Here is a 25,763-nt window from a genome sequence, read left to right as displayed (position 1 = left end):
CCTTACAAGCGCTGTTGTCTTCGTGTTCGCCGGAAGACGAGGCCATAAAATACCTTATTTTGTCAGCCACTAAATCAGAAATGTAACCTATTTGAAAGTATGGGCTCGGGATCGATTCTCCAGAGTACCAGCGCCATAAATCGTCCCCGCTCGGTTACCCATCTTATATAACCCTAGTGCTTCTCCAATCCGTAGATTGGGACTGAATTGAATGCAGTTGGCTTGCTGCACTCACCCTCTGTATCTTGCACGCGCTTTCTACCAGTTTCAGTATAGGTTGAGCGAGTCGTGCTGAACTCACAGCGCAAGTGTATCAGTCAACATCGAATTTCGCGGCTGTCGTTTATTAGCCGACAAGGCGGTACGTAAAGTCGTACTGCATGCTTCCCCCCGACCCTGAAATAATGGTGATTTTGCCGGTCCACTCTTTCTCGCCCCACTCGTTAGAGCTGTCTTCAGGAACCGCAAACGGGGCATATGTCGTCTCGAACGGTGCTGTCTCCCCGGACGAGATGACTAAGTCTGACCGGTTCGGGGACCGTGGGCGGTTTGACCCAGTGCCCAGCACCCCCGGCCCAAACCCGAGAGTTGCTGGGTCGAACGACTCGTGTTGTGGATTGATTGTTGGATTGGATACGTCACCGTGAATAGCGACGAACCGCACGAGTAGTGGCGTTTCACCCTGATTTGTGATGTCAAATTGGGCTCGACCGTCAGTTCCAGCCTCAACAGCGTCCGTGTAACCATGCCCGGGGCCCTTCCAAATCCACTCAGTGACTGTCCCACGGGCTGTTTCTACGTCAAGATGGAGTGATTTCGTGGCATTCGTTTCTAATCGGTCAGGGAAAATTACCTGAAACCGACAAGTAGACGATGGATTTTCTACCGACGCATGCTGTGTATCGCTCGATGAATCGTAGATGGTGGCCCGTTCAATATCGAAGTCGTCACTGAACTGAACGACCAAATCGGTTTCTTCGTAGTGATATCCCGTGATAACGGCAGTAGTGTCTGGTGGGTCGCTCCCAAACGGTAGCGACTCAGTACAGCCTGCCACGGAGGTGAGGGCTGCTGTTCCGACCGCCGCGAGGACCTGACGGCGCTTCATGTCGGGTAGTCAATCGTTGGGATGTAAGTACTTTCTCGTACAACGAAGTGACAGACACACCCTCTGTATGCAGCACAACGTTCGCATCAACCACGATGGATTTCAACAGAGCCGATTTGGTTGATACTGAGGAGGGTATCAGCGTAGAGGATGAAGACGATGAGGAACTCGCCATAAGCGAGTTCCAAATCGTAATAATTGTGTACCATGGGTATACGTCGTCTTCCAGTCACAGCGACCACGCCAGATACGCGTAGAGGCCTCAAGCGCGTGGAGGCTATTCTCACCACAGTTCGGGCAAGATCGCGCTGCCCAGATTGTCTTGAGACGCCGCTCGACGAGAGCGTCGAGCGTCTCGGGCCGAAACTCTTTGCCCCCAGTCAACAATATCCTCCAGCCTCTCGCCGAAGGCAGGGCGGTCTTTGCACATGTTTGTTCCCTTCGGTGGGAGATGGTGTTCAAATAGAGACGAAGGGTGAGGCGATTCGTTTTCTGAGTGATCTATGCCCGAAAGCGACCGAATCAACAGTTGTTTGAATGAGATCGAGTTAGATTTTGTGAAGCAAGAAGCAACACCGAGTCTGTTTATGAAGCTCGATTTCAGCACCATCTTACAGAGCTACTACTTTCGAATACAGTTTCTATGCTCGAGATATTCGGTGTTGAACGAGCGCGTTCGACCGTTCACAACTGGGTTCACCAAGCCAATCTACAGCCCGGGGATGGACGAAGTCCGGATCACGTTGCGGTCGACGAGACTGTGATCCAACTTGATGATGAGCAATACTGGTTGTACGCTGCAGTCGATCCAGCGACGAACGATTTACCCCACAAGAAGCTTGAACCGGTAAGAACAACGTTTTTTGCTCACGCGTTCTTCACTGAGTTACGTGAGAAACACGACGTCGACGACGCCGTATTTCTCGTCGATGGATCGCCACCGCTCCAAGGCGCCTGCTCTCGACACGGCCTCGATTTCAGGGACGAACGTCACGGAAATCGGAATAGCGTCGAACGTGTATTTAGAGAGATAGACCGACGAACTATCTATTTATCAAACTGTTTCAGTAACGCCGAAGAAGAAACTGCCGACGAGTGGTAGAGCTAATTCGCTTTCATATGGAATCCGCTTATCTGAACACTACCGAGAAAAGTGCCACTACCTTTTTGAAACCATCTATAGTAGTTAGAAACATATCAACATCAAATGAATCGAATACTGCAGATGTACGGCTCAGAAAGCGCATTGTGAGGGTGTGCGCCTCAATTATCATACTGACCGATGTGACTGTTATCCTCGGGTACGGTGGCTGGTTTTTTGATGCTCACCGCCAAGATAGGTGGCTATGATCCGAAGACAGCCGATGGGGAGTTGCTACGTGATCGGTTACTGGTGTGGCCCGACCGCAACAGAGAAGTCATGCGCTCGAACGGCAGAACGAGCCTCCCGTTGAAACCGTAGCGCATTTGCGACACTCACCCTCTGTATGTTGCACGCACTTTCTGTCAAGGTCTGAGCGTTTCAACAGAGCCGGTCATGCCATATTGTGACCTGAGGGATGGCTATCCCATCGGTGGTCAAACGTCCCTTCGTCGTTATCCTCGTGATACTGTACCGAGAAGTCGCCGTTTTCGAACCACACGATTTCTACGTGGGCTCGTTCAATACTGCTTGGATAGAATTTGAGATCATACACACAGACAAGCCGGTCGGAGGCAAACTCGAGTTGATCGTCGATGCTTTCGAACCGGCTATCCGTCGCTAACCGTTTCCTGATGAGGTCAAGCCGGTCAAAATCAATTGATGCACTCCTCACACCGTCGCCCTCGAGTCAGACAGCAGTCCGATGGTCGTCGGCATCACCGGACCCAGTCGTCGGCACTCGCTCGAGCAGCGTGATTCGGCGGCGGACAGTTTTCCGTGCGGAAACGTCCTCCCCACCTCTTCTATCGACTGCTCGGTGTTAGATGGATGTGTCGTAATCGATACTGCATCGGGCGATTCAACGTCGAACCGATCGGTGAAGCCCTCCTCACGCTCCGTTTCCGCCTCTAGGAGGGCAAGGAGTTCGTCTGCTGTATATTCGGCTTTGAGTCGCTGGATACGACGCCAGTTCAGAGACTCCTGATTGCGCTGGTACGTCGCTGGCGATTCGGTAACTCGCGTAACGATTCCCAGTTGTTTGGACCACTCGAGGTACTCTCGTGCAGCATCGACTCCATGGCCCGCGAGTTCGGCAACCTCATTCGCCGTCACCGGGCTATCCAGGTCGAGGACGGCGTCAAAAAATCGTCGTATGTCCGGTCACCGCGGGCTGCCTCTTCAGGAGACGCCAATGCGTCGAAATCCGGCGGCTCTCGTTGGTCGTCCTCAGCTGCCGTGAGTTATGTCTGCGGTTCATCCATGTATACTGCCTCGCTCTGGAGGCAATGTTCAGATAAGGCTGTTTCATAGGTATGGATAGCTCTGAAGCCATTTGTCGGCTGTTTTCGGATCGGCGTTTCTGAAGCAGTTGCCGAACTGGTCGGTGCGGCGTTTGATCTCCCGGAAGCGGCGTTCGACACCGAAATTCTCGAGGACTCGAACAGTATCAGTAAGCGACCTCGCAAGTGCAACTGGAGACTGAGGCCCATCAGCTCGCACGGTGTCGCCTCGCGCTCCACGAAACCCACCTGAACGTCGGCGCTAGAACCGATGAAGGTGGTGAATTCGGGCATAGACACTTCGAACTCCACCGCCTCGTTTCTTCGAACTCCAATCTGAACAGCGCCAACTATACGGACCGAAAGGACTATTACTAATACCCAATAATAATCGGATGCCTTCTGCCTACACCCAGAGGCACCATCCTTCCCCCATCCCCCCTTCACTATCACCCCACTTTCCCGACTGCGCCAGTTTCGCCGGTCCGAACTCGTTGGTCGGAACCCGTAGTGCGCTGTATTGTGCCCATCACACAAAACACCTAAGACGTTGCACCTCGAATTCCCAGCTATGACAGACGACGAAACACTCGAGGAGATTCGCAAGCAAAAACTCGAGCAGCTTCGCGACCGCGCTGCGGGAGAGGACGGTGGAGAGACGACTCGAGAGAGTCCGACGGAACCGTTCCCGGTACAGGGTTCGGCGAGTCTGAACGAAACCGTCGCTGACCACGATGTCGTCCTGGTCGACTTTCACGCCGAGTGGTGCGGTCCGTGCCAAATGCTCGAACCGATCGTCGAGTCGATCGCGGCCGACACCGACGCAGCCGTTGCAAAGGTCGACATCGACGACAACCAGCCGCTCGCCGCCGAGTACGGTGTCCGTGGGGTCCCCACGCTCGTCCTCTTCGCGGACGGGCAACCGGTGGAGCGACTCGTCGGGATGCAAAACGAGTCGCAGCTCCGGAACGTCGTGGAGAGCCACCTCTAGAACGAGCGGATCGCTTTTGTAGTGAGCCCGTTCGAATCGCTTTTGCAGTGAGCCGTCCCGAGTCGACCGGACCACAATACGTATCCGTTCAGTCCGCCTGACGGTCCAGTAATGGATTCGGATTCGGCATCCCGTCGATCGCTGCTCGGGCTTGCAGGACTGGCGAGCATCTGCTGTGTCGGCTCCGGAACCGTGGCATTCGCCGGTGGAACCGCCGTTGCCGGGGGGACCGCGGTCAGCGGGTCGAGCAGCGGTCTCTTGCAAACGGTGGTCACCGTCTGCACCCTCGTGATCGTCGGTGCCGTCCTCCGGTGGCGGACCGCTCGCTCGAGTTGCGAGTCGTGATCGACGACCGTGGTCTCCGGCGATACCCGACCGATCACGGCCGCCGGTCGTTCGGGTCTCGGATCGCTGTCGGGCCGACGGACGCGGCCTCCTGAAACTTCTCACTTCCCCAGACGCATCTCGAGGCGCTCGTTTCTTCGCGGCTCAGTCGCTGAGAACTGAGTCGGGCTCGGATTCCGTCCCGGATCGTTCCGCGAGGAACCACCGGATGACGCTTCCCTCGGCCCGGTGGAGGATTTCGCTGCAGGTCGCCTTCGAGATGCCGAGGCGGTCGGCGACGTCCGTTAGCGTCGCTTCTCGGGGAGTAGCGTAGTAGCCGGCCTCGAGTGCGGTCGCCAGCACGTCCTGTTGTCGATTCGTGACCAGTCGATCGGCCCGGGTCGAGTCGACCGACGAGACGGACTCGAGTTCGAAGTCGATGCCGGCGTTCTCGAGTTCGGTTCCGAGTGCAGAAAAGCGCGAGTCCGACGTCGTGAGCTCCCACGTCGCTTCGCCGTTCTGTATCGAGAACGGCAGCTTGATCGGAATCCCAGCCTCCCACAGCGGAAGGAGAAGTGGCGGACTGGTCGTCTCGACTTGCAAGAGGGCGGTCGTAGCCTGCTTCCACAGCAGTTCGAGTTGGACGACGTCCGGTTGCTGCTGGATGGCCGTTAGTATCGAGAGCGGATCGTCCGTGGTCAACTCGACGAGCGCGATCCAGGCTCGTTCGCCTGCGAGCGCGGTCACGACTCGAAGACCGTTTCTGGATGCTCTCTCGACACCTCTCGGATCCAGACGCCCTCGGGGAGCGAGATTGTGAGTTCGGCCCGCGGCATAGGCGTCGTGAGGTGGGAGACCACCTTGGACCTATCGCTAACGTGGTGGGGTAACACTAACACGTTCGGGACGGCCGAACCGGTTCGTCTGAAGACCTACCCGCCGAGGCGACCTACGTCGGGACACTGACTGGCTATGCGCGCGCACACTCGAACGCAACCCGTTCCTCGTGATGGCCGGACTGTACCTGGTACTCGGATTGCTCGCCGCGGTCTGGACACTGTCCCTCGAGGCTGGATTCGTCGATTCGTTGCCTCGCCTCCGGTGGGTGATGATCCACTTCGTCACGATCGGGGGGTTGACACAGGCGGTCTTCGGCCTTTTACCGGAGATCGTCACAGCGATGGAGGCCGGATCGAGAGCGGTGGATCACCGATATCGATGGCTGCAGTGGGGGTCGTTGAACGCGGGCTATCCGCTCGTTCTGATCGGGATGACGAGGGGGGCGCCGACGACGACGGGCGCCGGTGCGGCGATCGTACTCGTCGCACTTTCGATACTGCTCGGACGGCTCTACCGCCTCCGGACACCGTCGGGCGGATCGGATCAGCGTACTCGATACGTCCGAACGGCACCGTGGTTTCTCGTCGTCGGGATCGCGGCCGCGTTCGGAATGGTGTTCGGCGTTCACGGACCCGGCGGGTACGTCGGTTCGCTCGAGGCGCACGTCCACGCCAACGTCTGGGGGTTTCTCGCGCTGGTCGTCGCGGGCGTCCTGCTGACGATCGTCCCTCGATTGTACGAGACGCAGCTTCGATTTCCTCGTCTCTGTGCGGTCACGTACTGGGGGCTTACGGTCGGTGCGACGGGGCTCGTCGTCGGCCCGTGGCTGGCTCGTGACGAGGTTACGATCGGTGGGCTGGTCCTCTACGTGATCGGGACCGCGGCGTTGCTCGCGAACGCCGTCGGAACCTACCGACGTAGCGATCGGACGGGGGATAGCCGCTTCGCACTCGTTCTCGGCGCGTACGCCTGGTTGTTGTTTCCGGTGCCGTGGGCGCCGCTCGTCTTGCTGTTTCCGGAGACCGTGCCGGCCCCCGCGATCGAGGTCGCTGCGATCACCGGGCTCGTTTTCGGCTGGATGCTACAACCGGCGATGGCGTTCCTCCCGGTCGTTGCGGTCGCTGCAACCCAGCGATCGAACGGGCTCGTCGATACGATACCCACAGCCGCCGAGGCGGTCTCCGGCCCGTCCTGTCTGCAAGTCGGGAGCGTCAACGCGGGAATGCTCTTGCTCTGGGCGGCGGCAGTTCTCCCGGTCGCGGACGTCGGATCGTCCCTGACGGTGTGGGGCTATCTCTGTATCACCGTCGCGTGGGCGATATTCGTCGTCGATCTCTGGACGTCCCTCGTCGGTCGGAACGTGGCCGGACAGCGCCCCAGGGAGACCCCCTCCGGCTAGAACACCCCCGTCGAATTCGAGACGCGAATCGTCGCCAGCCGACGTTGCTCACCACAATAAACACGGACCTGAATCCACAGTATTGGGAACTACGAGAAATACTTTAGACGTTGCTGCGCCTTGCTACAGATATGGCCGACACGTTCGTCGTAATCGGCGGTGACGCAGCGGGAATGAGCGCAGCGAGCAAGGCGAAACGGGAACAGCCTGACCTGGAGGCGATCGTCTTCGAGAAAGGAGAGTGGGTCTCCTACGCGGCCTGCGGGATGCCGTACTACGTCAAAGGGGCCGTCGAGTCGCTCGACGACCTCGTCACAGTGACCGCCGAGGAGTTCCGGGACGAACGAGACGTCGACCTGCGGACGGGCCACGAGGTCGTCGACGTCGATCCGGAGGCCGAGACGGTGACTGTCGATGCCGGCGACGAGACCTACGAGCAGCCGTACGACGACCTTCTCGTCGCGACCGGCGCGAGCGCGATCGAACCGCCGTTCGACGGATTGGATCTCGAGGGCGTGTTCACAATCCACAACATGGACGAAGCCGACGTGATCGAGGAGTACGTCACCGAACGGGGTCTCGAGACCGCGGCGATCGTCGGCGGCGGCTACGTCGGTATCGAGATGGCCGAAGCACTGTCCGCCCGCGGCGTCGCCGTTCACCTCTACGAGATGCTGCCCCACGTTCTCCAGCCGTTCGGCGATACCGTCGCCGAGGTCGTCGAAGAACACCTGCGCGAACAGGGGATCGAACTGCACCTCGAGACGGCCGTGTCGGGATTCGGCGGCGACGAGCGGATCGACAGCGTTCGACTCGAGGACGAGTCCGTTCCCGCCGACATCGCGATCGTCGGCGTCGGCGTGGCACCGAACGTGGACCTCGCCGAAGCGGCGGGCATCGAACTCGGGTCGACCGGAGCGATCGCGACGGACGAGTACGGACGCACGAACTACGAGAACGTCTACGCGGCCGGTGACTGCGCCGAGGCGCGCAACGTCGTGACCGGCGATCCGGACCACGTCCCGCTGGCCCTGACTGCGAATCGTGCCGGGCGGGCGATCGGACAGACTGTCACCGGATCGCCGACGCAGATCGGAGAGATCGCGGGCACGGCCATCGTGAAAGCGTTCGAATTGGGGGCCGCTCGGACGGGTATCGTCGACGAAGAACGGGCCCGGGAGGCGGGCTTCGATCCGGTTTCGGTCACGATCTCGGCGCCGACGCGCGCGCACTACTACCCGGGCGGTGCGGAACTCACAGTCACGCTGCTCGCCGATCGCGAAACCGGTGCGGTCCTCGGGGGAAGCGTCGTCGGTCGGGAGGGACCAAAGCGCATCGATTCGATCGCCATGGCGCTGCACGCCGGTATGACCGCGACCGAACTGCAGAACGCGGATCTGGCGTACGCGCCGCCGTTCAGTCCCGTCTGGGACCCGGTCCTCACGGCGGCGAAAGTCCTCAGCGGAAAACTCGAGTAGCGGCGGCCGATCGGCCTGGACGGCCACGGCCGGTCGCCACAGGACGAGACTCCTCGTGGCGATCGGGGTCGGGGATCGCGATCGGGGTCGGGAACGTTCTCGTAGGCGCGGCCGGGTTCGGTGACGGGAAACCGTTCGAGCCGACGGGAGGCCGACGCTAACTGCCGGTCGTCGGCGGTAGCCGCTCGAGGTCGGACGGTTCGCACGCGCGTTCTACCAGACCGCTGTGATACGAATCGGGCCCCGCATCGCGTCTCCTCCATCGAACTCGGAATTCGAGAAACGTTTTTCACTTTCCCGTCCGCATTCGTGTCTATGGATCACAATATTGGTTCGGCTGATCGGATCGTGCGGCTGATCGGTGGCGCGGTACTGATTGCGATCGGCGTCGCGTCGCTCGTGGGACTCCTCGGGTTCGGAACCGTCGCGGGCGTCGGTGCGGTTCTGATCGGCGCCGTTTTTCTCGGGACTGCGCTCACCAGAATTTGCCTCGTGTACCGAATTCTGGGCGTCGAAACGACCGATTCCTCGTAGGACCGTCGCGTCGCTGGCATCCCCCGCCCACACGACGGATCGCTCGCCGTTCGCTCCGATCCGCGTTCTGCCTCGAGTACGGGTCAGGTGACTCGAGAGACCGTTTCACTCCCGTAAATCTGGGGCACCGTCACCTCCGGAAGATATTTTGATTATCTTGGGTTTTATGTACAATACTAATGCTCGGGCTGTTCAAGATTCGACCGTGCCGATGACGAATTCAGACATCGAATCCGCTGTGACTGTCGATGCTCGATGGATCGAGCGTCCCGGACCGCTGACGAATCCCATCGAACCGGTCGGACGCGCTGACGACGGGACGCCGGTGTCGGTACCGAGCGATTCACTGCGGTCGCTCACCGACGAACGCGTGTGGCTCGAGGCGTCCGGTGGGGCGTTACTCGCACCTGGAGTGACGACCGATCGCCACGAAATTCACGGTGAGAGCGCGTGACCGAACACGTCCTCGTCGTCGGCGGCGGGACCGGCGGGACGGTCCTCGCGAACGATCTCGCGGACAGACTCGAGGCGGAACTCGACGCCGGCGACGTTCACCTCTCTCTGGTCAACGACGACACCGATCACGTGTACAAACCGGTGTGGCTGTACGTCCCGTTCGGGAAGCGCGAACCCGACGACGGACGACGGCCGTTGTCCGAACTGATCGACGATCGGATCGACCTCCACATCGATCGGGTCACCGGGATCGATACCGAAGCACGACAGGTTCGGTTCCGGGATCGATCCCGGCCGGTCGAGTACGACTATCTCGTTCTCGCGACCGGTTCGACGCTCGCGCCGGACGAGATTCCGGGACTGGTCGACGGCGGACACAATTACTACAGCGAGTCGGGTGCGACCGCACTCAGGGACGACCTCCTCTCGTTCACCGAGGGACGGATCGTACTCAGCGTCATCGGAATCCCGCACATGTGTCCGGCCGCCCCCCTCGAATTCGCGTTCATGACCGACGACTGGTTCCGGGAACGGGGACTTCGCGAGGACGTCGAGTTGACGTTCACCTCCCCCATCGAGCGCGTACACGGGAATCTCCAGGTCGCGGAGTGGGCACGTCCGCGGATGGACGACCGCGATATCACCGTCGAGACGGGCTTCGACGCGGCGGCGGTCGATCCGGACGACGAAACCATCCAGTCGGCCGATGGAACGACGATCGACTACGATCTCCTCGTTTCGATTCCCCCACACCGCGGCATCGATCTCGTCGAGGAGTCCGGCCTCGGTGACCGAGGCTGGGTTGACGTCGACAAACGGACGCTCGAGGCGGAGGCCGCCGACAACGTCTATGCGATGGGCGATACGGCGGCGACCGGCGCGCCGAACGCGGGGAGCGTCGCCCACTATCAGGCCGGCGTCGTCGGACAGCGGATCGCGAGTGAGGTTCGCGGCCGGCCGCCGACGGCGACCTACGACGGCAAGACGCTCTGTTTCATCGAGACGGGGATGAACGCGGCATCGTTCGTCGAATTCGATTACGAGAACCCGCCGTCGCCGGTCGCCCCGTCCGAGAAGATCCACTGGGCGAAACTGGCGTACAACGAAGCCTACTGGCTCACCGCACGGGGGTTACTCTGACCATGTCCGACGATATCGTTCGGGAGTCGGACGACCTCGAGGACGTCATCGCGGAGAATCCCGAAGGGGTCGCGAATTTCGTCCGCCGACTCGATGCGGTAAATGAACTGCTGGACGTCCTCGCGCTCGGCGAGAGCGCGCTCACCGACGAGATGGTCGTCGAACTCGCTGACACGGGGTCGACGATTCTCGAGTCAGCGGACGGGCTCGCGACCGACGAGACCGTCGCGTTGGCCCACCAGATCGGAGCGAACGGCGACGAATTGCAGGACTCGATCGAGACGTTGATGCGCCTCCAGCGAAGCGGAACGCTGGACGAAATCGCCGAACTCGCTGAGGTCGGATCGCTCCTGACGGCCGCGCTGGACGACGAGATGGTGACGACGCTCGTTGGAACGGGCGAATCGCTCGGGGAAGTGGCGGAATCGGCTGCCGATACGGATACCAGCGCCGGTCTGGAGACGCTTCTCGACGGGATCGGGACCGCCGAACGGACCGACCCAGGCCCGGTCGGCCCGGTGGGGATGGTACGCGGTCTCCGCGATCCGGACGTCAGATACGGCCTCGGATACCTGCTGGCAGTAGCGCGCGCGATCGGGCGCGAACAGGCCAGTCCCGAATCGTCCTGACCCTCCTCCCGCTTCGAAGACGAACCGAGCCGACACGTCTCGTCCCGCCGGCGCGACGAGACGTGTCACCCCGGCTTTCGCGGACGGCCGTCTCAACGGACAGTTCCTCGTCCACCGAGTGAACGTATTGATTTCGGAATATTCGGCGACGGACCGAGGCATTCCTCTTATTGTTGTCCGGCAAGATTTCGACGGTAATGGAACCGCAGGAGGAGATACTTCGGCTACTCACGGATGGCACTAATCGGGCGATTTTGACCGTCCTGAATAGCCACAATGGGACTCTCTCCCTGTCCGAGGTCGCCGAACGAATCGTTTCACAGGAGACGACGTCCGACGCTTCGAATCGCGATGAGCGGATCAGTGAACTGGTCGTCGCGTTGCATCACAGGCACCTTCCGAAACTCAGCCAGGCGGGACTGCTCGAGTACGATTCCGTCCGGAACGTCGTCTCTCCCAGCGACTCGTCCGTGGTGGACACGGACTGGCTGGACGGACAGACACTCGACGAATTACGCTTCCAGTTCGGACGGGAAAGCGGGTCCGAAGAACGCGAAATCGAGATACTCGACGGCCGAGAAGCGGTGTACGATTACGGCCGTGAGCTGGCGGACGTGGCGGACGAGGAACTCTTTTTGATCTACGCCTCCGGCGAGTTGCTCGACGAAGCGTGTCTGCCACACGCGACGGACGCTATCGAGCGGGGAGTCTCGTTGTACGCGGGGACGAAAAGCGAGGACGCCCGGGAGTTTTTCAGCGAGAGTCTTCCGGAAGCGACGATTTGGGATCCACAGATGGATTGGATGTACGAGCAGTCGAACTTTCCGAAGGTGAGCCGGCTCATCGTCGCTGATCGCGAGTCCGTCGTCGTCGGCCTTTGGAGGGGCGGACCGGGCGGGTCCAGATCGGAAGTCGGAATGGTCGGGGAGGGGAAAACCAATCCGCTGGTCGTACTCGTACGGGAACTGCTCGGGTCGCGGCTGGATCATCTCGATTATCAGAGCGACGATTTCCTCGGAAATCTTCCGTTCGAGACGTGAAGAGACCCTTTTCGCGATCGGATCGGTCGGATACAACGCGACGGTTCGTCTCGCTCGGAGCTAGGACCGATGCAATTCGGTCCGGTCGAGTTCGACGGTGCCGTCGCTCGTGACGACGACGTCGTGACCCCGATAGGCAAACTCCACCTCGAGATTGCCGTCCGGATTACGCGACCCGTGATCGACGAGTTCGTTCAACGCGTCGGGATCGATGACGTCGGCTAGCGGCGGGGATATCGATACGGGGTCGACGTCGTCGTCGTCGGCGATCGTTCTGATGACCTGTTCTACTGCCGTTTGATCGTGTCGGGGTGAGCGGGGAGTCATTGGCTGATCGGAAGACGGGCTGTTCGGTCGGCCGCTCAGACCAGTAACTGAACGTCCGATTCGGCCATGTGCTGGAGCGCGGTCGCCGCGCCGACGCCGGTGGTGACGCCGTCGAAGAAGTCGTCTTCGTCGTAATCCATCAGTTCGATGGTCATCTGACAGGCCTGGAGTTCGACGCCCTGGTCGATGGAGAGATCGATGAGCTCCTCGATGGTGGCCGTGCCGTTTTCGTCGATCTTTTTCTCCATCATCCACGTCGCCATCCGATCCATTCCGGGGAGCGCGGCGAGGGCGTTCGGCATCGGCATGTTCGGGTTGCCGACCGCCGACAGTTGCAGGTTCGACGACTTCTCCTCGTGGAGAATGTCGAGGCCCCAGAACGTATGGAAGACGACGACGTCCCAGCCGAAGGCGGCCGCCGTGCTCGCCAGGATCAGCGGCGGGTACGCCATGTCGAAACTCCCCTGGGTCGCGACGATCGTCATCTTCTGCTGGTCGTCGCCGGTCTCGGTTTCCAGCGCAGCGACCTTGTCCTCGAGTTCTTCGAGCCGAGCCTGCAGTGCCTCTTCGGTCATCGGCTCGCCGTCGGTCGCTGGTGAAGGTGTGTCGGTGCTCATTTTCAGGCGGTCTTCTGCACGTAGTGTTTGTACACGTCGCCGTCTTCGACCTGCTCGAGAAGGTCGACGCCGTTCGTGCCTGCCGCCCAGCCGTCGATGTCGCTCATGCTGCCCGAGTCAGTCGCAACCACCTCGAGGACCTCGCCTTCGGCGAGGTCGTCGACGGCGGACTTGGTCTTGACTACCGGCATGGGACACGATGCACCTTTCACGTCGAGCGTCTCCGCGATATCGTATTCTACACTCATGATGGATCACTCCGTGTTCTGTATTGGAGTCAATGCACAATATTGGATCTGCGGTTAAAAGAGTGTCGATTCTTGTGCCGATTGCAAACAACTGTAGCGCGCTAAATGGTCTGAGGAATTCGCGTGGTGGACACAGTGTGTGATTTCGTGCGCGAAGCGCGTACGTCCGATGGCTCGGTATTGTACGAATTGGGAACTACTATGCAAACTCTTATATGCCGGCGTCCGGTAGATGGCAGTGTACAATATGAACGCAGACGACTTCCCGACTCCGGATGCCGACGTCGACACGGTCACGCCGGAGACGCTGAAGAGTCGCATCGACGCGGGCGAGGACGTCACGCTTCTCGACGCGCGAATGGAATCGGATTACGACGAGTGGCACATCGACGGCGAGTCCGTCGAATCGGTCAACGTCCCGTACTTCGAGTTCCTCGAGGACGAGATCGACGACGAGGCCCTCGCACAGATTCCGGACGACCGCGAAGTAACGGTGCTCTGTGCCAAGGGCGGTGCGAGCGAATTCGTCGCGGGCACGCTCGCGGACCGGGGGTACGACGTCGACCACCTCGAGGACGGGATGAACGGCTGGGCACGTATCTACGAAACCGTCGAGGTCACCGATTACGACGGCGCGGGGACGCTGTTGCAGTACCAGCGACCGTCCTCGGGCTGTCTCGGCTACCTCGTCTACGACGACGGGGAAGCGGCCATCATCGACCCCCTCCGCGCGTTCACCGATCGCTACCTCACGGACGCAGACGAACTCGGCGTCGACCTGAAATACGCGATCGACACGCACATTCACGCGGATCACATCTCGGGCGTTCGGGCGCTCGACGCCCTCGGCGTCGAGGGCGTCATTCCCGAGGCCGCGGTCGACCGCGGTGTCACCTACGCGGACGAGTTGACGACGGCCGCCGACGGCGATACGTTCGACGTCGGCGACGCGACGATCGAGGCCGTCTACACGCCCGGCCACACGACGGGCATGACCTCCTACCTCGTCGACGACAGCCTGCTCGCCACCGGCGACGGACTGTTCGTCGAGAGCGTCGCCCGTCCCGACCTGGAGGAAGGCGACGACGGCGCACCCGACGCGGCGCGGATGCTCTACGAATCGCTCCAGGAACGCGTCCTGTCGCTCCCCGACGAGACGCTCGTCGGCGGTGCTCACTTCAGCGACGCGGCCGAACCTGCCGATGACGGAACTTATACGGCACCGATCGGCCAACTTGTCGATGACATGGACGCACTCACGATGGACGAAGACGAGTTCGTGGAGCTGATCCTCTCGGACATGCCGCCGCGGCCGGCCAACTACGAGGACATCATCGCCACGAACCTCGGTCAGCAAGACGCCGACGACGACGAAGCGTTCGAACTCGAACTCGGACCGAACAACTGCGCTGCGAGCCAGGAATCGCTCGCCGGTGACTAACGCCTCTCCCAACAATGGTACCTGATCCAGTCCCGCTACAGTTGACCGCCGAACTGTTCCCGAACGGGATCAGTCGCTACGCGATCGGCGGACTGCTGGTCGGTCTCGGAACCGTCGTGATTTACCTCGGAACCGGGATCCCGGCCGGCGCGAGCACGTTCCTCGAGTCGACGCTGTCGTACGTCTCCGGCCAGTCGCGGTTCATGCAGTACGTCTCGTCTCGGGACTGGCGGCTCGTGTTCACGCTGGGCATCATCCTCGGCGCACTGACGTTCGCGGCGACGGTTCAGTCCGGCGTGATCACGACCTCGCTCTACCAGCCCGGAACGACCGGTGAACTGTACGAGGTCGGCGGCGTGACTCTCTGGTCGACCGACGTGCAGCCGTGGCGGCTGCTGATCGGCGGCGTGTTCGTCGGCGTCGGCACGCGCATCGGGAAGGGCTGTACGTCGGGCCACGGGGTCTGCGGGGTCGGCTCGGCCTCGAAGACGTCGATCGTTGGCGTGGCGACGTTCCTGACGGTCGCCATCGTGACCGGCCAACTCGTCGCAGCACTGGGGGTGAGTCCGTAATGTCCGAGACGTTCAGGACTCGACGTGGCGAACGGGGAGGTGACGACCCATGAGCCGGAACCGCCATCCCCTGTTCATGCCGCTGATCCTCGTCGGCGGCCTGATCTTCGGCTTCGGGCTCGGGTTCAGCCACATGGCGCGTCCGGAAGTCGTGCTGAACTTCCTGCAGTTCGACGACTTCGGACTGCTGTTCGTCATGTTCGGCGCGGCGATCGTCTCCGGGATCGCCTTCGCGGTGATGCCCCGGATCAGCGACGGCGCACCCCTGACCGGCAAGCCCTTCGAACGCCGGTTGAAGTCGTTCGACCGGAACGTCCTGATCGGCGGCGCCATCTTCGGCGTCGGCTGGGGGCTGTCAGGGATCTGCCCGGGAGCCGCGTACGCCAGTCTCGGTATCGGGAACGTCACCATCCTCTGGGCGCTCGCCGGGATGTTCATCGGTGCGTACCTGCAGGGTCGGTGGCGCAGCCGAGCCGTCAGCGCCGACTCCGTGGCGACGGGTGCCGACTGACACGCTCTTTTCGAGGCGCTTCTAGCAATGGAATTGACAATTATCGCGCTGTTCGTTACCGCCGGACTCGCGAGTTTGTTCATGGCGTGGGTCATCGGGGCGGGCTCGAGCGGTGCGACGCCCTTCGCGCCGGCGGTCGGTGCGAACGCTATTTCGACGATGCGAGCCGCCTTCGTGGTGGGCATTTTCGGCCTCGCGGGAGCCGTTACGCAGGGGGCAAACGTTTCGGAAGCTATCGGTCGCGGGCTCGTCGGCGGCGTGAGTCTGCCAGCGACGGGCGTTATCATCGCCCTGTTGATCGGGGCCGGTCTCATGGCCGTCGGTATTCGAACCGGTTATCCGATCGCAACGGCGTTTACCGTGACCGGCGCGGTGATCGGCGTCGGCCTCTCCCTCGGCGGGACCCCGGTCTGGACGAAATACCAGCAGATCGGGGCCGTCTGGGTACTGACGCCGTTCGTCGGTGGCGGGATCGCGTACGGCATCGCGAGCGCGCTTCCCAGGTCCGACGTCCCGGAGCGATTCAGCGTCCCGCTGCTCGCTGGCCTCGTCGGTGCCGTCCTCGCGAACGTCGAGTTCGCGTTTCTGGGACCCGACGGCTCGGCGGGGTCCGCCGCGGGGCTCGTCCAACGCGTGGTCGGTCTCGAGGGCTGGGCCGCGTCGATCGGCCTCTCGGTGGCGATGGCGATCGCCGTTGCAGGGCTCGTCTACTGGGACGTCCGGCGTGACCTGACCGGCGGACTCAGGCGGGTGTTGCTGGCGCTCGGTTCACTCGTCGCGTTCTCGGCCGGCGGTAGCCAGGTCGGGCTCGCCGTCGGGCCGTTGCTGCCCCTGCTCGACGAAGTCGCGGCGGTCTCGACGGCTGCCGTCCTCGTCGGCGGTGGTGTCGGTATCCTCGTCGGATCGTGGACCGGAGCGCCGCGGATGATCAAGTCGCTGGCACAGGATTACTCGTCGCTGGGACCGCGGCGCTCGATCGCGGCGCTCGTCCCGTCGTTTCTCATCTCTCAGCTCGCGATCCTGCTCGGCGTGCCCGTCTCGTTCAACGAGATCGTCGTCAGCGCGATCATCGGAAGCGGTGCCGCGGTCGGCGGGGGCGATGCGATCAGCCCGCGGAAAATACTGCTGACGATCGGCGCGTGGGTCGCGTCGTTCGGACTCGCGTTCGCTATCGGCTACGGGTCCGTCGTCGTGGTTCCGGCGATGTGATCCGAGGGACTCTCGCGGTTCGACGGAACGACATGCGGACACGCGGCAACGCGTTCGAGCGATTACACGATCACGCGATCGTGCGATAGCGCTGTTACAGCGTCCACGTTACGCCGTCCGCGGCGGGGGGACGAGATACACGTTTCTCTCGGCGTGCGTGACGACCGATTCCGAGACGCTCCCCAGCAGCAGCCGTCGGAGTCGACTCCGACCGCGCGACCCGAGCAGGATCGCCGACGCGTCGGCTTCGTCCGCGGCCGCGAGGATCTCGTCCGCCGGGTCGCCGCGCCGAACGTCGATCCGCGTCTCGATGTCCCACTCCTCGAGTCGATCTTCCAGTTCCGATAGCCGCGCGGCCGGCTCCTCGCCTTCGGTCGCGCCGGTGTCCTTCGGCGATTCGACGTGGACCAGTGTCGCCGCGTCGGCGGCGTGGCGGAGGGTCGAGAACGCGTCGAACGCTCGCTCCGCGTTTTCCGAGAAATCGGTCGCATAGAGGAGCCGCCGAAAGAGGTGCTCGCGGCGAACCTCAGGCTCGTCGGCCTCGCGCTCGATGCGAGTAACCAACAGCGGGACCACCGTCGTTCGCGCGAGATTGCGCGCCGTCGATCCGATGACGCGGTTCTCGAGCGGGCTCTTCCCGCGCGATCCGACGATCGTCAGGTCGGCGTCGACGGTTTCGGCGATCCCGTTGATTCGACGGTGTGGCGTCCCGCGGACGACGTGCGTTTCGACGTCGAAGCCGGTGGCTTCCATCACCGACTGATACTGATCGAGCGCGCGTTGGCGTCGCCCCTCGAGATCCATCCCTGGCATCCCAGCGTGAACGTTGGAGGGGATGACGGTGACGAGGTGCATCGTCTCGACGCCGATCCGCGCGAGACACTCGAGACAGGTTTCGTTCTGGATCGCCGCTTCACTCGCCGCCGAAAGGTCGGTTGCGTAGAGCGCTCGCATGGTCGAATGGTAGCGTCCGGCGTACAATATTGTTTGTATTGTTCACAATCGGTGACTATCCGATGGAGTGCGTCGGCCGACGCGTGGGGGAGAATTGTCAACAAGTCACGTCCGTCTTCCGGCTCGAAAATGTTTCGCGCACGACCGGTTTCGGGGCGCGAATCGAGCCGATTCGGCACCCTCGCTGCCGTCCGCTGTATCCGTATAACGTATGCATATATTTCGGTTGGATAGCCGTGTGATCCGTTGCAGTAATATTGTGCAGTCCATCCAAAACTGTTAATACCCTCATCCGATTAGGGTCTACTGAAGAGAAAGCCATGATACACCCACAACTACACACGAAGGGCGGTGAGTACCGATGATAGGCGGAAGCGTCTCCGCGATGGCGGACGCTGGCTTGCTCATCGGAGCGGTCCTCCTCGAGGCTATCGTCCTGTACGTTGGCTACGGTGCGGCAGAAGAAGCGCTCGCAGAACCGATGGTCGAACGAATCAAGAACGTCTAACATGGAGATACTAGGAATAAGTCTGGCGCTGATCGTGATGTTCGTCGGGTTCGGCCTCCTCATCGGGATCCTGTTCGGATTCTTCGGGATGGGCGGGTCGTTCCTCGTAACGCCCGCGCTGTTAGTCATGGGCTACGACGCCAACGTCGCGGTCGGGTCCGGGCTGGCGTTCGTCTTCGGGACGTCCGTCATCGCGACCCTCAAGCACCGTGACCTCGGTCAGGTGGACTACAAACTCGGGGTGCTGATGATCGCCGGTACGACTGCCGGCATCGAGGTCGGTAAGATCGGCCTCGAGTACCTCCAGCACATCGGCCTCGCCGGCTCCGTGGTCAGCGTCGCGTACGTCGTCCTGCTGGGCGGCATCGGCGTCTTCGTGACGTACGAAGCCCTGAAGGGCGCCGGCGGCGGCATCGACCACGACGTCGACGGGGACGCCGACCTCGAGGACGAGGAGATTCCCGAGATCGCACAGAAGATCCAGTCCTACCGCGTCCCGCCGATGATCTCGATCCGCGGCGGATTCACGGTCTCGCTGTGGATGGTGTTGCTGGTGGCGTTCGCGACGGGGCTGCTGTCAGGGTTCCTCGGCGTTGGCGGCGGATTCATCCGCATGCCCGCGCTGTTCTACCTGATCGGCGTGCCGGTCCCGGTCGCGGTCGGGACCGACCTGTTCGAGATCGTCTTCTCGGGCGGGATCGGGAGCTTCCTCTACGCCCAGTCCGGCGCAGTGGACCTGAGCATCGTCGCGCCGCTGCTGGCCGGGAGCGCACTCGGCGCTCGAGTCGGTGCGGCAGCGACGAACCTCGTCGAGGAGGACGACATCAAGGTGTACTTCGGCATCATGCTGTTGCTCGGTTCCATCGCGGTCGCCGTGCGAGAAATCGGTGGCCTCCTGGAGATGCCGGTCTTCGACACGGTGAGTCTGGCGATCATCATCGGAGCAGCACTGCTCGTCAGCGGGGCCGTCGTCTACAACGGCGTCACCATCCTCCGCGAAGAGGATCAGCCGTCGCCCTCGCCCGCCGACTAGGTTGGCACAGGATTGTACAATTTATACACAAATCTTTTAACGACGCGGTGTCTACCGTACACCGATACCAATGCCGGATTCGCTGTCCGAACAACTACAACAAGACATACAGTGCGAGGGCCTCCTCGAGTGCTTCCACGGCCTCAAGCAGCTCGATAAAGAGTGTTTCCGGGCGCTCGTGGGCGCCGAGGAGCCGATGACCGTCGACCAAATAGCCGACGCCGTCGACCGCGAGCGTTCGACTGCCTACCGGGCAGTGCAGCGACTGCTCCAGACGGGGTTCATCAAGAAAGAGCAGGTCAACTACGACCAGGGCGGCTACTACCACGTGTACTCGCCGACCGACCCGTCGAAGATCGCAGACGACATGCAGCGAATGTTGAACGACTGGTACGCGAAGATGGGTCAACTCATCCAGGAATTCGAAACCAAGTACGAGCAGACGGACGCGACCGCACCGGCCGAAGCGGAAGGATAGCATCGTCCACCGGCAATCGCGTCACTTCGGTTCTTTTCGTTTGCCGTCTTCGTTCTCAGCCCGTCTCCTCTCCGGCACGTAGCGGTGAATTTTTCCACGATCTATGACGACCGCGTCTCGTGCGACGAGCGAGTAGCCGTTCTCGAGCGGCGGTTCTCGACCGTTCGATCGCCCTCTCGGTAACTCCGACCGCAGAACATCTCGCCGAATTGCACAGCCGGATACGGTCGGATGCCCACGCACACGATACGGCGACGGTGCGTCGTCGGAGCTATCGAGACAGTATGAGCGCACACGAACTTACGACCGACGTCGAACAGTTCCTCGCGAATTTCTTCGCGTTGCGGTATCGCGAAGTGATGATGGTCTTTGCGACGCTCGCCGTCGCCGTCGCATCGATCGTCTTTTTCCCGGGGCTCGATTCCGTCGGAAAGGGCGTTCAGTCCGACCTCTCGGTCGAGTTGCTCGCGGTGTTCGTCCTCGTCGCAGTCGTCGCCGGCGTCGTCAAGGGGATGATCGGATTCGGATACTCGCTCATTACGACCCCGATTTTCGCGTCGGTCATCGACCCGACGGTCGCCGTCGTCGTCCTCGCGATTCCGCCGTGGATGATCAACATGTTCCAGATCGGGGAAACCGACACGGGCCGGTCGTTCGTCCGCGAGGAGTGGCCGCTCCTGTTGCTCGCCGTCGTCGGCGCCGTCATCGGGGTCGCCGCGCTGGCGGCGTTCAGCGCCGGCCCCGTCGTCCCGTTCGTCATCGGCCTCGTCATCCTCGGCTACGTCGTCTTCCAGGTCGTTCGGAACTTCGTGACGGTCCGGGAAGCCCACCACCCGATCGCGCTCGGAACGGCCGGTTTCCTCGAGGGATTCTTGCTCGCCATCGCGAACCTCGGGCCGCTCCTGCCGGCGTACTTCCATACCTTCGAGCGGGACGCCGACCGATACATCGGCGGGCTGTCGATGGTTCTCGGGACGATATTCACCGTCCGGCTCGTGCAGATGGCCCTGTTCACCGACCTCCTGACGACGTACCGGCTCTGGCTCGGCTCGGTGATCGCGGTGGTCACCATCGTCGGCCTCCTTCTTGGCACCTTCCTCCGCCGACTCGAGATCGACGAGCGGACGTTCAACTGGTTCGTCGTCGGGCTTCTGTTCGTCATCTCGCTCAACATCTTCCGGAACACCGTGCCGGCACTGTTCTTCTAGTACAGGGCCAGCGCCTGGCACGATCGACCGTCACCCGCCGTGAAGACCGCGACCGCCCACCCGACGCCGACCCGATGAGGAAACCGTCGTCGCGACCGTCACCCGGAGCGCCCAGTCGGTCGCTCACTTCGTCAGCGACACGAGAATCAGAAGCATCCCGCTCGAGACGATGACCGCCTGGATGAGGGCAGCGGACAAAATCGTCGTCCCGAACGTCTGGTAGATGAGGCCCTCACAGATCGCCCCCGCGCCGATGAACACGAACCCGCCGGAGACGTAGAGCATCGGCGTTTGACCGTTCCGCCGATAGCCGTGATACGCCAGATACGCGACCGTGAGGCTCAATACGAGCGTAATCAGCTTGGCGAGTACGAACGACGGCTCCATCAGTCGTCACCTCGCAAATCGTCCCAGAGGGCTGTGAAGTTGTCGGCGAGTTCGTCGCGCGTCTCCAGTGTCACCGACAGTTTACCGTCGGTGAGATCCACGTGGAGCCCCTCGAGCGCCGTTACGAACTCACTTCGATGGGATCCGTCCGAGTCGACGGTGTGGCGTTCCTCGACGAGTTCGAGGTCCTGGAGGGTCGATACGCGGCGATAGATCGTCGTCAGGGAGGCGTCGCACTCCTCGCTCAACGCTTTGGCGGTCATCGGACCCTGATCGGCCGCGACGAGTATCTCTCGTGCGTAGTCGTCTGCGAGTATCTGAAATACCTCCGACGATCTCGGGGAGCCTCCGTGTTGCACACGATATGTCCCGATGGTCACCGTCAAATAGGCCACGATTTGCTGGTTCAGCAAATCGACGCGACTAACTTGACCACCACCGATCTGATTTAAAATAGCGTCACTGTCACGGAATCATGACGAATTATCTGCTTGCATGTAAACCCGCGATCGGGCTGTACGGGCAACACGATCCGAGTGCCGTCCTCTTCGAAGACGGGACCCCCGTTTTCGGCGTCGAGGAGGAACGATATACGCGGGACAAACACGCTACCGAAACGTTCCCCGAACAGGCGATTCAGGCCTGTCTCGACCACCGGGATCTGGAGATTACGGACCTGGATCGCATCCTCCTTCCGTACGATCCGGAGCTTCGCAGCGAAATCGCCTCCCACTACCTCGAAGATGCGGTTCGAGCGCCGGGGCTCTTGAGAAAACTCACCGCGCTGGAACGAACGATCGTGACCCAGATCAGGAGTCGGTTCGTTCCGACGCGGCAGATCGAAGCCCGCCTCGAGTCGTTCGGGACGCCGCTCCCACCGATCGAAACGATACCGCACCACCGTTGTCACGCCGCGAGCGCGTTCCATCCGTCGGGCTTCGACGAGGCGGTCGTCCTCACCGTCGATGCGAAAGGCGAGTACGATTCGACGGTCGTCTGGCACGCGACGGGACGGCGACTGAAACGCGTCCGGACGTACGACCATCCCAACAGTCTGGGGCTCTTCTTCGCTACAGTGACGGAGTACCTCGGCTATCGGATGTTCAACGGCGAAGGGAAGGTGATGGGGCTCGCGCCGTACGGCGACGATAACCCCGAGATCGAGTCCGCCCTTCGGGAACTGATCGACACGGGCGTCGACTACGACGTCACCGACCTGACGAAACGCTGGGGGACCGGTCACGGCGTCGATATGCTCGAAGATGCGCTCGAACGCCCGCGAACGGAAGAACCCGGCGAGTACGGCCAGTGGGAGAAAGACCTCGCCTACACCGCCCAGAAACTGCTCGAGGAGACGGTCGTCGAGATCGCGGAGGACGCAATCGAACGCTTCGACACCGCCAACGTCGCGCTCGCGGGCGGGGTCGCGCTCAACTGTAAACTGAACAAACGCGTTCGGGAGTCGCCGGCCGTCGACGACGTGTTCGTCCAACCCGTCGCCCACGACGCCGGTCTCGCCCTCGGAGCCGGCTGGTCGCGCCAGCGCCCGGCAGCCGTCGACCGTCAGACCGACGTCTATCTCGGCCCGGCGTTCGAGACGGACGAGATTCGATCGCTCCTCGAGACGAACAAAATCGAGTACTCGGAACCGGACGACGTGGAGCGGTACGTCGCCGAGCGGCTCGCGGCGGGCGACCTCGTCGGCTGGTTTCAGGGACGAATGGAGATGGGGCCGCGAGCGCTCGGGGCCCGGAGCATCCTCGCCGATCCCCGCAGCGCAGACTCCCGAGACCGCGTCAATCGGTTCGTCAAACACCGCGAGGAGTGGCGACCGTTCGCACCGTCGATGCTCGAGTCGGCGGCCGACAGATACCTCGCCGACGGCCGACCGGCTCCGTTCATGATCGACGCGGACGACGTCCGTTCGGAGGCGGCCGGAGAACTCGAGGCCGTCTTACACCCCGCCGACGACTCGACGCGTCCACAAACGGTCCGCGAGGATCAGCACCCGCGCTATTACCGGCTCATTTCGGAGTTCGAGAACATCACCGGCGTTCCGGCCGTCCTGAACACCTCGTTCAACGATCACGCCGAACCGATCGTCCGGACGCCGACGCAGGCCGTCAAGGACTTCTACGGGATGGGGCTCGATCTGCTCGCGATCGAGGATTTCGTCGTCGAAAAGGAGACGGCGTAGGCGGTCGGGACGGCGACAACCACGGAGAAGTGCCGCTACCGAACCGGGCGGATGGAACGCGTTACTGCGGGGCGTGCGTCTCGAGGAGATCGACGATCGTCTCGGCGCTCTCGAAGCCGTCGTCGAGGCGGGCCACTTCGTCGCCGTCTCGTAACACGACGAGCGTCGGGACGCTTCGAATCTCGAATTCCGCCGCGAGATCGGGGACGAGACCAGCGTTTACAGTCGCTACCGCGCCGGGCGCGCTGCGAGCGACGGCACCGAGTACCGGCTCCATCGACGCGCAGATCCCGCAGCCGGACGTGACGAACTCGAGCAAGACGAGGTCCCGCTCGGCGAGCAGATCCTCGTACTCGCCCACCGCGTCCAGCTGAACGGGTTTCCGCGCCGCACCGTCGTCGGACGTTTCCGAGTGTGCCGTTCCTGTCATCACCGGTAGTACGTCCCGAGAGTATTTGACTGTTTTGCAAACACTATACAATACTGGTTGCCGATCGATCTTCGTCTCGTTTCCGACGCCGCCCTGGGACGGTTCAGAACGCCAACGGGCTGATTCGAGCCGATGTCGGCCGGAAGACCCGTCACGTCGAGCAGGTCGGACACGTTCGCCTGTGGCGGGCCCAGATCAACCCCGCCAGGAGGGCGACGGAGAGCGCACCGAGCGCCGGGCGGAGCGGGTCGAAGTAGGTCATGAGCGCGGACGAACTGAACAGAGCGAGCAGGAAGCCGTTACAGATCGGACAGCCGACCGCGAGGAACCCGCCGATCAACCCGCCGATCGCCCACCGATCGTCGTCGCTCGAGGAATCGCTCTCGGAATCGAGTCGCGATTCGGTCGCGGTCCGCTGTGCGACGTAGGTTCCCGAGAGCAGCGCGGTCAGTGCGAGCAGCAGGTAATCGACCGGCTTCCGGGGAACCATTCGGACGTAGAGCGGGTTCGGAACGAGTCCGGTGACGAGCCCGAACAGCAGAAAGACGCCGAGTCCGGCGACCGCACCCCGTGCGATCGCTCGCCGGTCCGAGCGGATCGATGCGAGGAAGTCGTGGGCGGTCACTCCGAGCCCTCCGTCGGGAACGCACACTGCTCGGGATGGCCCGTCCGCCCGAGAAAGAACAGCAACAGGGCGAGACCGCCGACGCGGAGCAGCGAGCCGTCGTACGGGAGCACGGCCACCCCTCCGGCCAACCCGAGGAAGCCGAGGAGCCCGGCCCCACAGCTCGCACAACCCGACGCGACGAGACCGGGCACCACACCTGACAGATCCGTCAGACTCGAGCCGGCGCCGACCCGGAGCGTCGCGACGGCGTTTACGACCGCGACGCCGGAAAGCGAGGCATAGAGAACGACAATCGCGAGGCCCGTCCACCCGTCGGATCGGTACACCGTCTCCGTGAGCGCGACGAGAACGTACGTAAACCAGTGGAGTCCGTCGCCGAGCATCTGCAGCGTAAACGTCGGCATCGCGCTCAGTATCAACAGGACGTACGTGGTGAGGGTCACGAGTAGCAGGCCGATCGTGCCCCGCCACGTCTCGAACGGATACGAGACCGCAGCAGAGAGGTTCTGCAGGTACTCCCCGATCGAATAGCGCGTGGGCATCTCGTTCGACTCGATGGAGGGCGCACTGAAATCTCCCACTCCGATTTGCTCACTCAGCAAATCGACGCTTCTATTAACGTAACGGGACGTGAATGTAACGACGAGCATCC

30 protein-coding genes and 4 pseudogenes are annotated in these 25,763 nt (G+C 62.0%); 19 read left to right on the top strand and 15 right to left on the bottom strand.

The genetic code is table 11. The annotated features are described in order from the left end of the window. Window positions 1–346: 346 nt before the first annotated feature. A complete protein-coding gene (locus NJT13_RS21985; protein WP_254525666.1) occupies window positions 347–1,108 on the bottom strand; it encodes a hypothetical protein in 762 nt (253 codons plus the stop codon). Window positions 1,109–1,212: 104 nt separating this feature from the next. Beyond that, window positions 1,213–1,538 (bottom strand): annotated as a pseudogene (locus NJT13_RS21980) (IS1595 family transposase); the annotation flags it as partial. A gap of 73 nt (window positions 1,539–1,611) precedes the next feature. Here NJT13_RS21980 and NJT13_RS21975 point away from each other — a divergent pair. Next, window positions 1,612–2,246: pseudogene (locus NJT13_RS21975) on the top strand (IS6 family transposase). 397 nt (window positions 2,247–2,643) lie between these two features. On the opposite strand, the gene NJT13_RS23720 reads toward NJT13_RS21975, so the two are convergent. From NJT13_RS23720 to NJT13_RS23610, 3 genes and pseudogenes are all read right to left on the bottom strand, one after another. Then, window positions 2,644–2,925: a toxin-antitoxin system TumE family protein gene (locus NJT13_RS23720; RefSeq protein ID WP_484549620.1), complete on the bottom strand. Its 282-nt coding sequence runs from the start codon at window positions 2,923–2,925 to the stop codon at window positions 2,644–2,646. A gap of 15 nt (window positions 2,926–2,940) precedes the next feature. Then, window positions 2,941–3,445, bottom strand: a pseudogene (locus tag NJT13_RS21965) (DUF7342 family protein). 217 nt (window positions 3,446–3,662) lie between these two features. After that, window positions 3,663–3,826 (bottom strand): annotated as a pseudogene (locus NJT13_RS23610) (IS6 family transposase); the annotation flags it as partial. A 277-nt stretch (window positions 3,827–4,103) separates the two neighbouring features. Here NJT13_RS23610 and trxA point away from each other — a divergent pair. Beyond that, on the top strand, window positions 4,104–4,523 hold the full coding sequence (trxA, locus tag NJT13_RS21955; protein WP_254525665.1) for a thioredoxin: 420 nt from the start codon (window positions 4,104–4,106) through the stop codon (window positions 4,521–4,523). 111 nt (window positions 4,524–4,634) lie between these two features. Next, window positions 4,635–4,868, top strand: a complete 234-nt coding sequence (locus tag NJT13_RS21950) for a hypothetical protein (RefSeq protein WP_254525664.1) — start codon at window positions 4,635–4,637, stop codon at window positions 4,866–4,868. Between the two features lie 144 nt (window positions 4,869–5,012). Here the strand turns inward: NJT13_RS21950 and NJT13_RS21945 are convergent, their stop codons facing one another. After that, entirely contained in the window at window positions 5,013–5,594 is a 582-nt protein-coding gene (locus NJT13_RS21945; RefSeq protein WP_340681201.1) for a helix-turn-helix domain-containing protein, read from the bottom strand. Window positions 5,595–5,856: 262 nt separating this feature from the next. Here NJT13_RS21945 and NJT13_RS21940 point away from each other — a divergent pair, with 262 nt between their 5' ends. The 7 genes from NJT13_RS21940 (at window position 5,857) to NJT13_RS21910 (ending at window position 12,363) form a co-directional block, all read left to right on the top strand. Next, window positions 5,857–7,086 carry a hypothetical protein gene (locus NJT13_RS21940; protein ID WP_254525663.1) on the top strand — a complete coding sequence of 410 codons (1,230 nt, stop codon included), beginning with the start codon at window positions 5,857–5,859 and terminating at the stop codon, window positions 7,084–7,086. 131 nt (window positions 7,087–7,217) lie between these two features. Continuing rightward, entirely contained in the window at window positions 7,218–8,564 is a 1,347-nt protein-coding gene (locus tag NJT13_RS21935; RefSeq protein WP_254525662.1) for an FAD-dependent oxidoreductase, read from the top strand. Between the two features lie 315 nt (window positions 8,565–8,879). Continuing rightward, entirely contained in the window at window positions 8,880–9,098 is a 219-nt protein-coding gene (locus NJT13_RS21930) for a YgaP family membrane protein (protein WP_254525661.1), read from the top strand. A 211-nt stretch (window positions 9,099–9,309) separates the two neighbouring features. Further along, the gene (locus NJT13_RS21925; protein WP_254525660.1) at window positions 9,310–9,552 is read left to right on the top strand and encodes a hypothetical protein; all 243 of its coding nucleotides are present in this window, start codon (window positions 9,310–9,312) and stop codon (window positions 9,550–9,552) included. After that, complete coding sequence (locus tag NJT13_RS21920) at window positions 9,549–10,694, top strand: NAD(P)/FAD-dependent oxidoreductase (RefSeq protein ID WP_254525659.1); 1,146 nt, start codon at window positions 9,549–9,551, stop codon at window positions 10,692–10,694. Before NJT13_RS21925 ends, NJT13_RS21920 begins: the two co-directional genes overlap by 4 nt. A 2-nt stretch (window positions 10,695–10,696) precedes the next feature. Further along, window positions 10,697–11,323 (top strand): helical membrane plugin domain-containing protein, encoded by a 627-nt coding sequence (locus NJT13_RS21915; RefSeq protein WP_254525658.1) that lies wholly within the window; start codon window positions 10,697–10,699, stop codon window positions 11,321–11,323. 197 nt (window positions 11,324–11,520) lie between these two features. Further along, the gene (locus NJT13_RS21910) at window positions 11,521–12,363 is read left to right on the top strand and encodes a helix-turn-helix domain-containing protein (RefSeq protein ID WP_254525657.1); all 843 of its coding nucleotides are present in this window, start codon (window positions 11,521–11,523) and stop codon (window positions 12,361–12,363) included. 60 nt (window positions 12,364–12,423) lie between these two features. Here NJT13_RS21910 and NJT13_RS21905 read toward each other — a convergent pair whose 3' ends face one another. The 3 genes from NJT13_RS21905 to NJT13_RS21895 are packed head-to-tail and all read right to left on the bottom strand — an operon-like array spanning window position 12,424 to window position 13,555. Continuing rightward, window positions 12,424–12,690: a HalOD1 output domain-containing protein gene (locus NJT13_RS21905; RefSeq protein ID WP_254525656.1), complete on the bottom strand. Its 267-nt coding sequence runs from the start codon at window positions 12,688–12,690 to the stop codon at window positions 12,424–12,426. A 35-nt stretch (window positions 12,691–12,725) separates the two neighbouring features. Further along, complete coding sequence (locus NJT13_RS21900; protein ID WP_254525655.1) at window positions 12,726–13,307, bottom strand: DsrE/DsrF/DrsH-like family protein; 582 nt, start codon at window positions 13,305–13,307, stop codon at window positions 12,726–12,728. A 2-nt stretch (window positions 13,308–13,309) separates the two neighbouring features. Beyond that, the gene (locus tag NJT13_RS21895; protein WP_254525654.1) at window positions 13,310–13,555 is read right to left on the bottom strand and encodes a sulfurtransferase TusA family protein; all 246 of its coding nucleotides are present in this window, start codon (window positions 13,553–13,555) and stop codon (window positions 13,310–13,312) included. A gap of 247 nt (window positions 13,556–13,802) precedes the next feature. Here NJT13_RS21895 and NJT13_RS21890 point away from each other — a divergent pair, with 247 nt between their 5' ends. Genes NJT13_RS21890 through NJT13_RS21875 form a run of 4 tightly spaced genes read left to right on the top strand, consistent with a single transcriptional unit; the run spans window position 13,803 to window position 17,288 of the window. Continuing rightward, complete coding sequence (locus tag NJT13_RS21890; RefSeq protein ID WP_254526107.1) at window positions 13,803–14,996, top strand: MBL fold metallo-hydrolase; 1,194 nt, start codon at window positions 13,803–13,805, stop codon at window positions 14,994–14,996. 14 nt (window positions 14,997–15,010) lie between these two features. After that, a complete protein-coding gene (locus NJT13_RS21885) occupies window positions 15,011–15,568 on the top strand; it encodes a YeeE/YedE family protein (protein WP_254525653.1) in 558 nt (185 codons plus the stop codon). Window positions 15,569–15,617: 49 nt separating this feature from the next. Further along, window positions 15,618–16,079, top strand: coding sequence for a YeeE/YedE family protein (locus tag NJT13_RS21880; RefSeq protein WP_254525652.1), 462 nt, complete (start codon window positions 15,618–15,620; stop codon window positions 16,077–16,079). Between the two features lie 27 nt (window positions 16,080–16,106). Then, on the top strand, window positions 16,107–17,288 hold the full coding sequence (locus tag NJT13_RS21875; protein ID WP_254525651.1) for an inorganic phosphate transporter: 1,182 nt from the start codon (window positions 16,107–16,109) through the stop codon (window positions 17,286–17,288). A 108-nt stretch (window positions 17,289–17,396) separates the two neighbouring features. Here the strand turns inward: NJT13_RS21875 and NJT13_RS21870 are convergent, their stop codons facing one another. Continuing rightward, window positions 17,397–18,242: a universal stress protein gene (locus NJT13_RS21870; RefSeq protein WP_254525650.1), complete on the bottom strand. Its 846-nt coding sequence runs from the start codon at window positions 18,240–18,242 to the stop codon at window positions 17,397–17,399. A 361-nt stretch (window positions 18,243–18,603) separates the two neighbouring features. On the opposite strand from NJT13_RS21870, the gene NJT13_RS21865 reads away from it, so the two are divergent. The 4 genes from NJT13_RS21865 (at window position 18,604) to NJT13_RS21850 (ending at window position 21,469) form a co-directional block, all read left to right on the top strand. Beyond that, window positions 18,604–18,750, top strand: coding sequence for a DUF7512 family protein (locus tag NJT13_RS21865; protein WP_254525649.1), 147 nt, complete (start codon window positions 18,604–18,606; stop codon window positions 18,748–18,750). 1 nt (window position 18,751) lies between these two features. Then, window positions 18,752–19,783, top strand: coding sequence for a sulfite exporter TauE/SafE family protein (locus NJT13_RS21860; protein ID WP_254525648.1), 1,032 nt, complete (start codon window positions 18,752–18,754; stop codon window positions 19,781–19,783). 70 nt (window positions 19,784–19,853) lie between these two features. Continuing rightward, the gene (locus tag NJT13_RS21855; RefSeq protein ID WP_254525647.1) at window positions 19,854–20,261 is read left to right on the top strand and encodes a helix-turn-helix domain-containing protein; all 408 of its coding nucleotides are present in this window, start codon (window positions 19,854–19,856) and stop codon (window positions 20,259–20,261) included. A gap of 284 nt (window positions 20,262–20,545) precedes the next feature. After that, window positions 20,546–21,469 carry a sulfite exporter TauE/SafE family protein gene (locus NJT13_RS21850; protein ID WP_254525646.1) on the top strand — a complete coding sequence of 308 codons (924 nt, stop codon included), beginning with the start codon at window positions 20,546–20,548 and terminating at the stop codon, window positions 21,467–21,469. A gap of 123 nt (window positions 21,470–21,592) precedes the next feature. On the opposite strand, the gene NJT13_RS21845 is transcribed toward NJT13_RS21850, so the two are convergent. Next, window positions 21,593–21,856 carry a DUF7521 family protein gene (locus NJT13_RS21845; RefSeq protein ID WP_254525645.1) on the bottom strand — a complete coding sequence of 88 codons (264 nt, stop codon included), beginning with the start codon at window positions 21,854–21,856 and terminating at the stop codon, window positions 21,593–21,595. Next, the gene (locus NJT13_RS21840; protein ID WP_254525644.1) at window positions 21,856–22,215 is read right to left on the bottom strand and encodes an ArsR/SmtB family transcription factor; all 360 of its coding nucleotides are present in this window, start codon (window positions 22,213–22,215) and stop codon (window positions 21,856–21,858) included. The genes NJT13_RS21845 and NJT13_RS21840 overlap by 1 nt, the downstream gene beginning before the upstream one ends. Before the next feature lie 116 nt (window positions 22,216–22,331). Between NJT13_RS21840 and NJT13_RS21835 the strand changes: the two genes are divergently transcribed. Further along, window positions 22,332–24,053: a carbamoyltransferase family protein gene (locus NJT13_RS21835; protein WP_254525643.1), complete on the top strand. Its 1,722-nt coding sequence runs from the start codon at window positions 22,332–22,334 to the stop codon at window positions 24,051–24,053. A gap of 61 nt (window positions 24,054–24,114) precedes the next feature. Here the strand turns inward: NJT13_RS21835 and NJT13_RS21830 are convergent, their stop codons facing one another. The 3 genes from NJT13_RS21830 to NJT13_RS21820 all read right to left on the bottom strand — a co-directional run bounded on the left by NJT13_RS21830 (window position 24,115) and on the right by NJT13_RS21820 (window position 25,653). After that, the gene (locus NJT13_RS21830; RefSeq protein WP_254525642.1) at window positions 24,115–24,483 is read right to left on the bottom strand and encodes a thioredoxin family protein; all 369 of its coding nucleotides are present in this window, start codon (window positions 24,481–24,483) and stop codon (window positions 24,115–24,117) included. 151 nt (window positions 24,484–24,634) lie between these two features. Next, window positions 24,635–25,108 carry a hypothetical protein gene (locus NJT13_RS21825; RefSeq protein WP_254525641.1) on the bottom strand — a complete coding sequence of 158 codons (474 nt, stop codon included), beginning with the start codon at window positions 25,106–25,108 and terminating at the stop codon, window positions 24,635–24,637. After that, window positions 25,105–25,653 carry a hypothetical protein gene (locus NJT13_RS21820; protein WP_254525640.1) on the bottom strand — a complete coding sequence of 183 codons (549 nt, stop codon included), beginning with the start codon at window positions 25,651–25,653 and terminating at the stop codon, window positions 25,105–25,107. The genes NJT13_RS21825 and NJT13_RS21820 overlap by 4 nt, the downstream gene beginning before the upstream one ends. Window positions 25,654–25,763: the final 110 nt, after the last annotated feature.

Source organism: Natrinema caseinilyticum, from assembly GCF_024227435.1.
GTDB lineage: Archaea > Halobacteriota > Halobacteria > Halobacteriales > Natrialbaceae > Natrinema > Natrinema caseinilyticum.
The sequence above is the reverse complement of the archived record's forward strand: the minus strand, read 5'-3'. Positions and strand labels throughout refer to the sequence as shown.

Excerpts from the sequence above, each read along its gene's own strand:
- NJT13_RS21985 (WP_254525666.1), bottom strand. The coding sequence starts at position 1,108 with ATGAAGCGCCGTCAGGTCCTCGCGGCGGTCGGAACAGCAGCCCTCACC.
- trxA (WP_254525665.1), top strand. The coding sequence starts at position 4,104 with ATGACAGACGACGAAACACTCGAGGAGATTCGCAAGCAAAAACTCGAG.
- NJT13_RS21950 (WP_254525664.1), top strand. The coding sequence starts at position 4,635 with ATGGATTCGGATTCGGCATCCCGTCGATCGCTGCTCGGGCTTGCAGGA.
- NJT13_RS21940 (WP_254525663.1), top strand. The coding sequence starts at position 5,857 with ATGGCCGGACTGTACCTGGTACTCGGATTGCTCGCCGCGGTCTGGACA.
- NJT13_RS21935 (WP_254525662.1), top strand. The coding sequence starts at position 7,218 with ATGGCCGACACGTTCGTCGTAATCGGCGGTGACGCAGCGGGAATGAGC.
- NJT13_RS21930 (WP_254525661.1), top strand. The coding sequence starts at position 8,880 with ATGGATCACAATATTGGTTCGGCTGATCGGATCGTGCGGCTGATCGGT.
- NJT13_RS21925 (WP_254525660.1), top strand. The coding sequence starts at position 9,310 with ATGACGAATTCAGACATCGAATCCGCTGTGACTGTCGATGCTCGATGG.
- NJT13_RS21915 (WP_254525658.1), top strand. The coding sequence starts at position 10,697 with ATGTCCGACGATATCGTTCGGGAGTCGGACGACCTCGAGGACGTCATC.
- NJT13_RS21910 (WP_254525657.1), top strand. The coding sequence starts at position 11,521 with ATGGAACCGCAGGAGGAGATACTTCGGCTACTCACGGATGGCACTAAT.
- NJT13_RS21905 (WP_254525656.1), bottom strand. The coding sequence starts at position 12,690 with ATGACTCCCCGCTCACCCCGACACGATCAAACGGCAGTAGAACAGGTC.
- NJT13_RS21900 (WP_254525655.1), bottom strand. The coding sequence starts at position 13,307 with ATGAGCACCGACACACCTTCACCAGCGACCGACGGCGAGCCGATGACC.
- NJT13_RS21895 (WP_254525654.1), bottom strand. The coding sequence starts at position 13,555 with ATGAGTGTAGAATACGATATCGCGGAGACGCTCGACGTGAAAGGTGCA.
- NJT13_RS21890 (WP_254526107.1), top strand. The coding sequence starts at position 13,803 with ATGAACGCAGACGACTTCCCGACTCCGGATGCCGACGTCGACACGGTC.
- NJT13_RS21885 (WP_254525653.1), top strand. The coding sequence starts at position 15,011 with ATGGTACCTGATCCAGTCCCGCTACAGTTGACCGCCGAACTGTTCCCG.
- NJT13_RS21880 (WP_254525652.1), top strand. The coding sequence starts at position 15,618 with ATGAGCCGGAACCGCCATCCCCTGTTCATGCCGCTGATCCTCGTCGGC.
- NJT13_RS21875 (WP_254525651.1), top strand. The coding sequence starts at position 16,107 with ATGGAATTGACAATTATCGCGCTGTTCGTTACCGCCGGACTCGCGAGT.
- NJT13_RS21870 (WP_254525650.1), bottom strand. The coding sequence starts at position 18,242 with ATGCGAGCGCTCTACGCAACCGACCTTTCGGCGGCGAGTGAAGCGGCG.
- NJT13_RS21865 (WP_254525649.1), top strand. The coding sequence starts at position 18,604 with ATGATAGGCGGAAGCGTCTCCGCGATGGCGGACGCTGGCTTGCTCATC.
- NJT13_RS21860 (WP_254525648.1), top strand. The coding sequence starts at position 18,752 with ATGGAGATACTAGGAATAAGTCTGGCGCTGATCGTGATGTTCGTCGGG.
- NJT13_RS21855 (WP_254525647.1), top strand. The coding sequence starts at position 19,854 with ATGCCGGATTCGCTGTCCGAACAACTACAACAAGACATACAGTGCGAG.
- NJT13_RS21850 (WP_254525646.1), top strand. The coding sequence starts at position 20,546 with ATGAGCGCACACGAACTTACGACCGACGTCGAACAGTTCCTCGCGAAT.
- NJT13_RS21845 (WP_254525645.1), bottom strand. The coding sequence starts at position 21,856 with ATGGAGCCGTCGTTCGTACTCGCCAAGCTGATTACGCTCGTATTGAGC.
- NJT13_RS21835 (WP_254525643.1), top strand. The coding sequence starts at position 22,332 with ATGACGAATTATCTGCTTGCATGTAAACCCGCGATCGGGCTGTACGGG.
- NJT13_RS21830 (WP_254525642.1), bottom strand. The coding sequence starts at position 24,483 with ATGACAGGAACGGCACACTCGGAAACGTCCGACGACGGTGCGGCGCGG.
- NJT13_RS21820 (WP_254525640.1), bottom strand. The coding sequence starts at position 25,653 with ATGCCCACGCGCTATTCGATCGGGGAGTACCTGCAGAACCTCTCTGCT.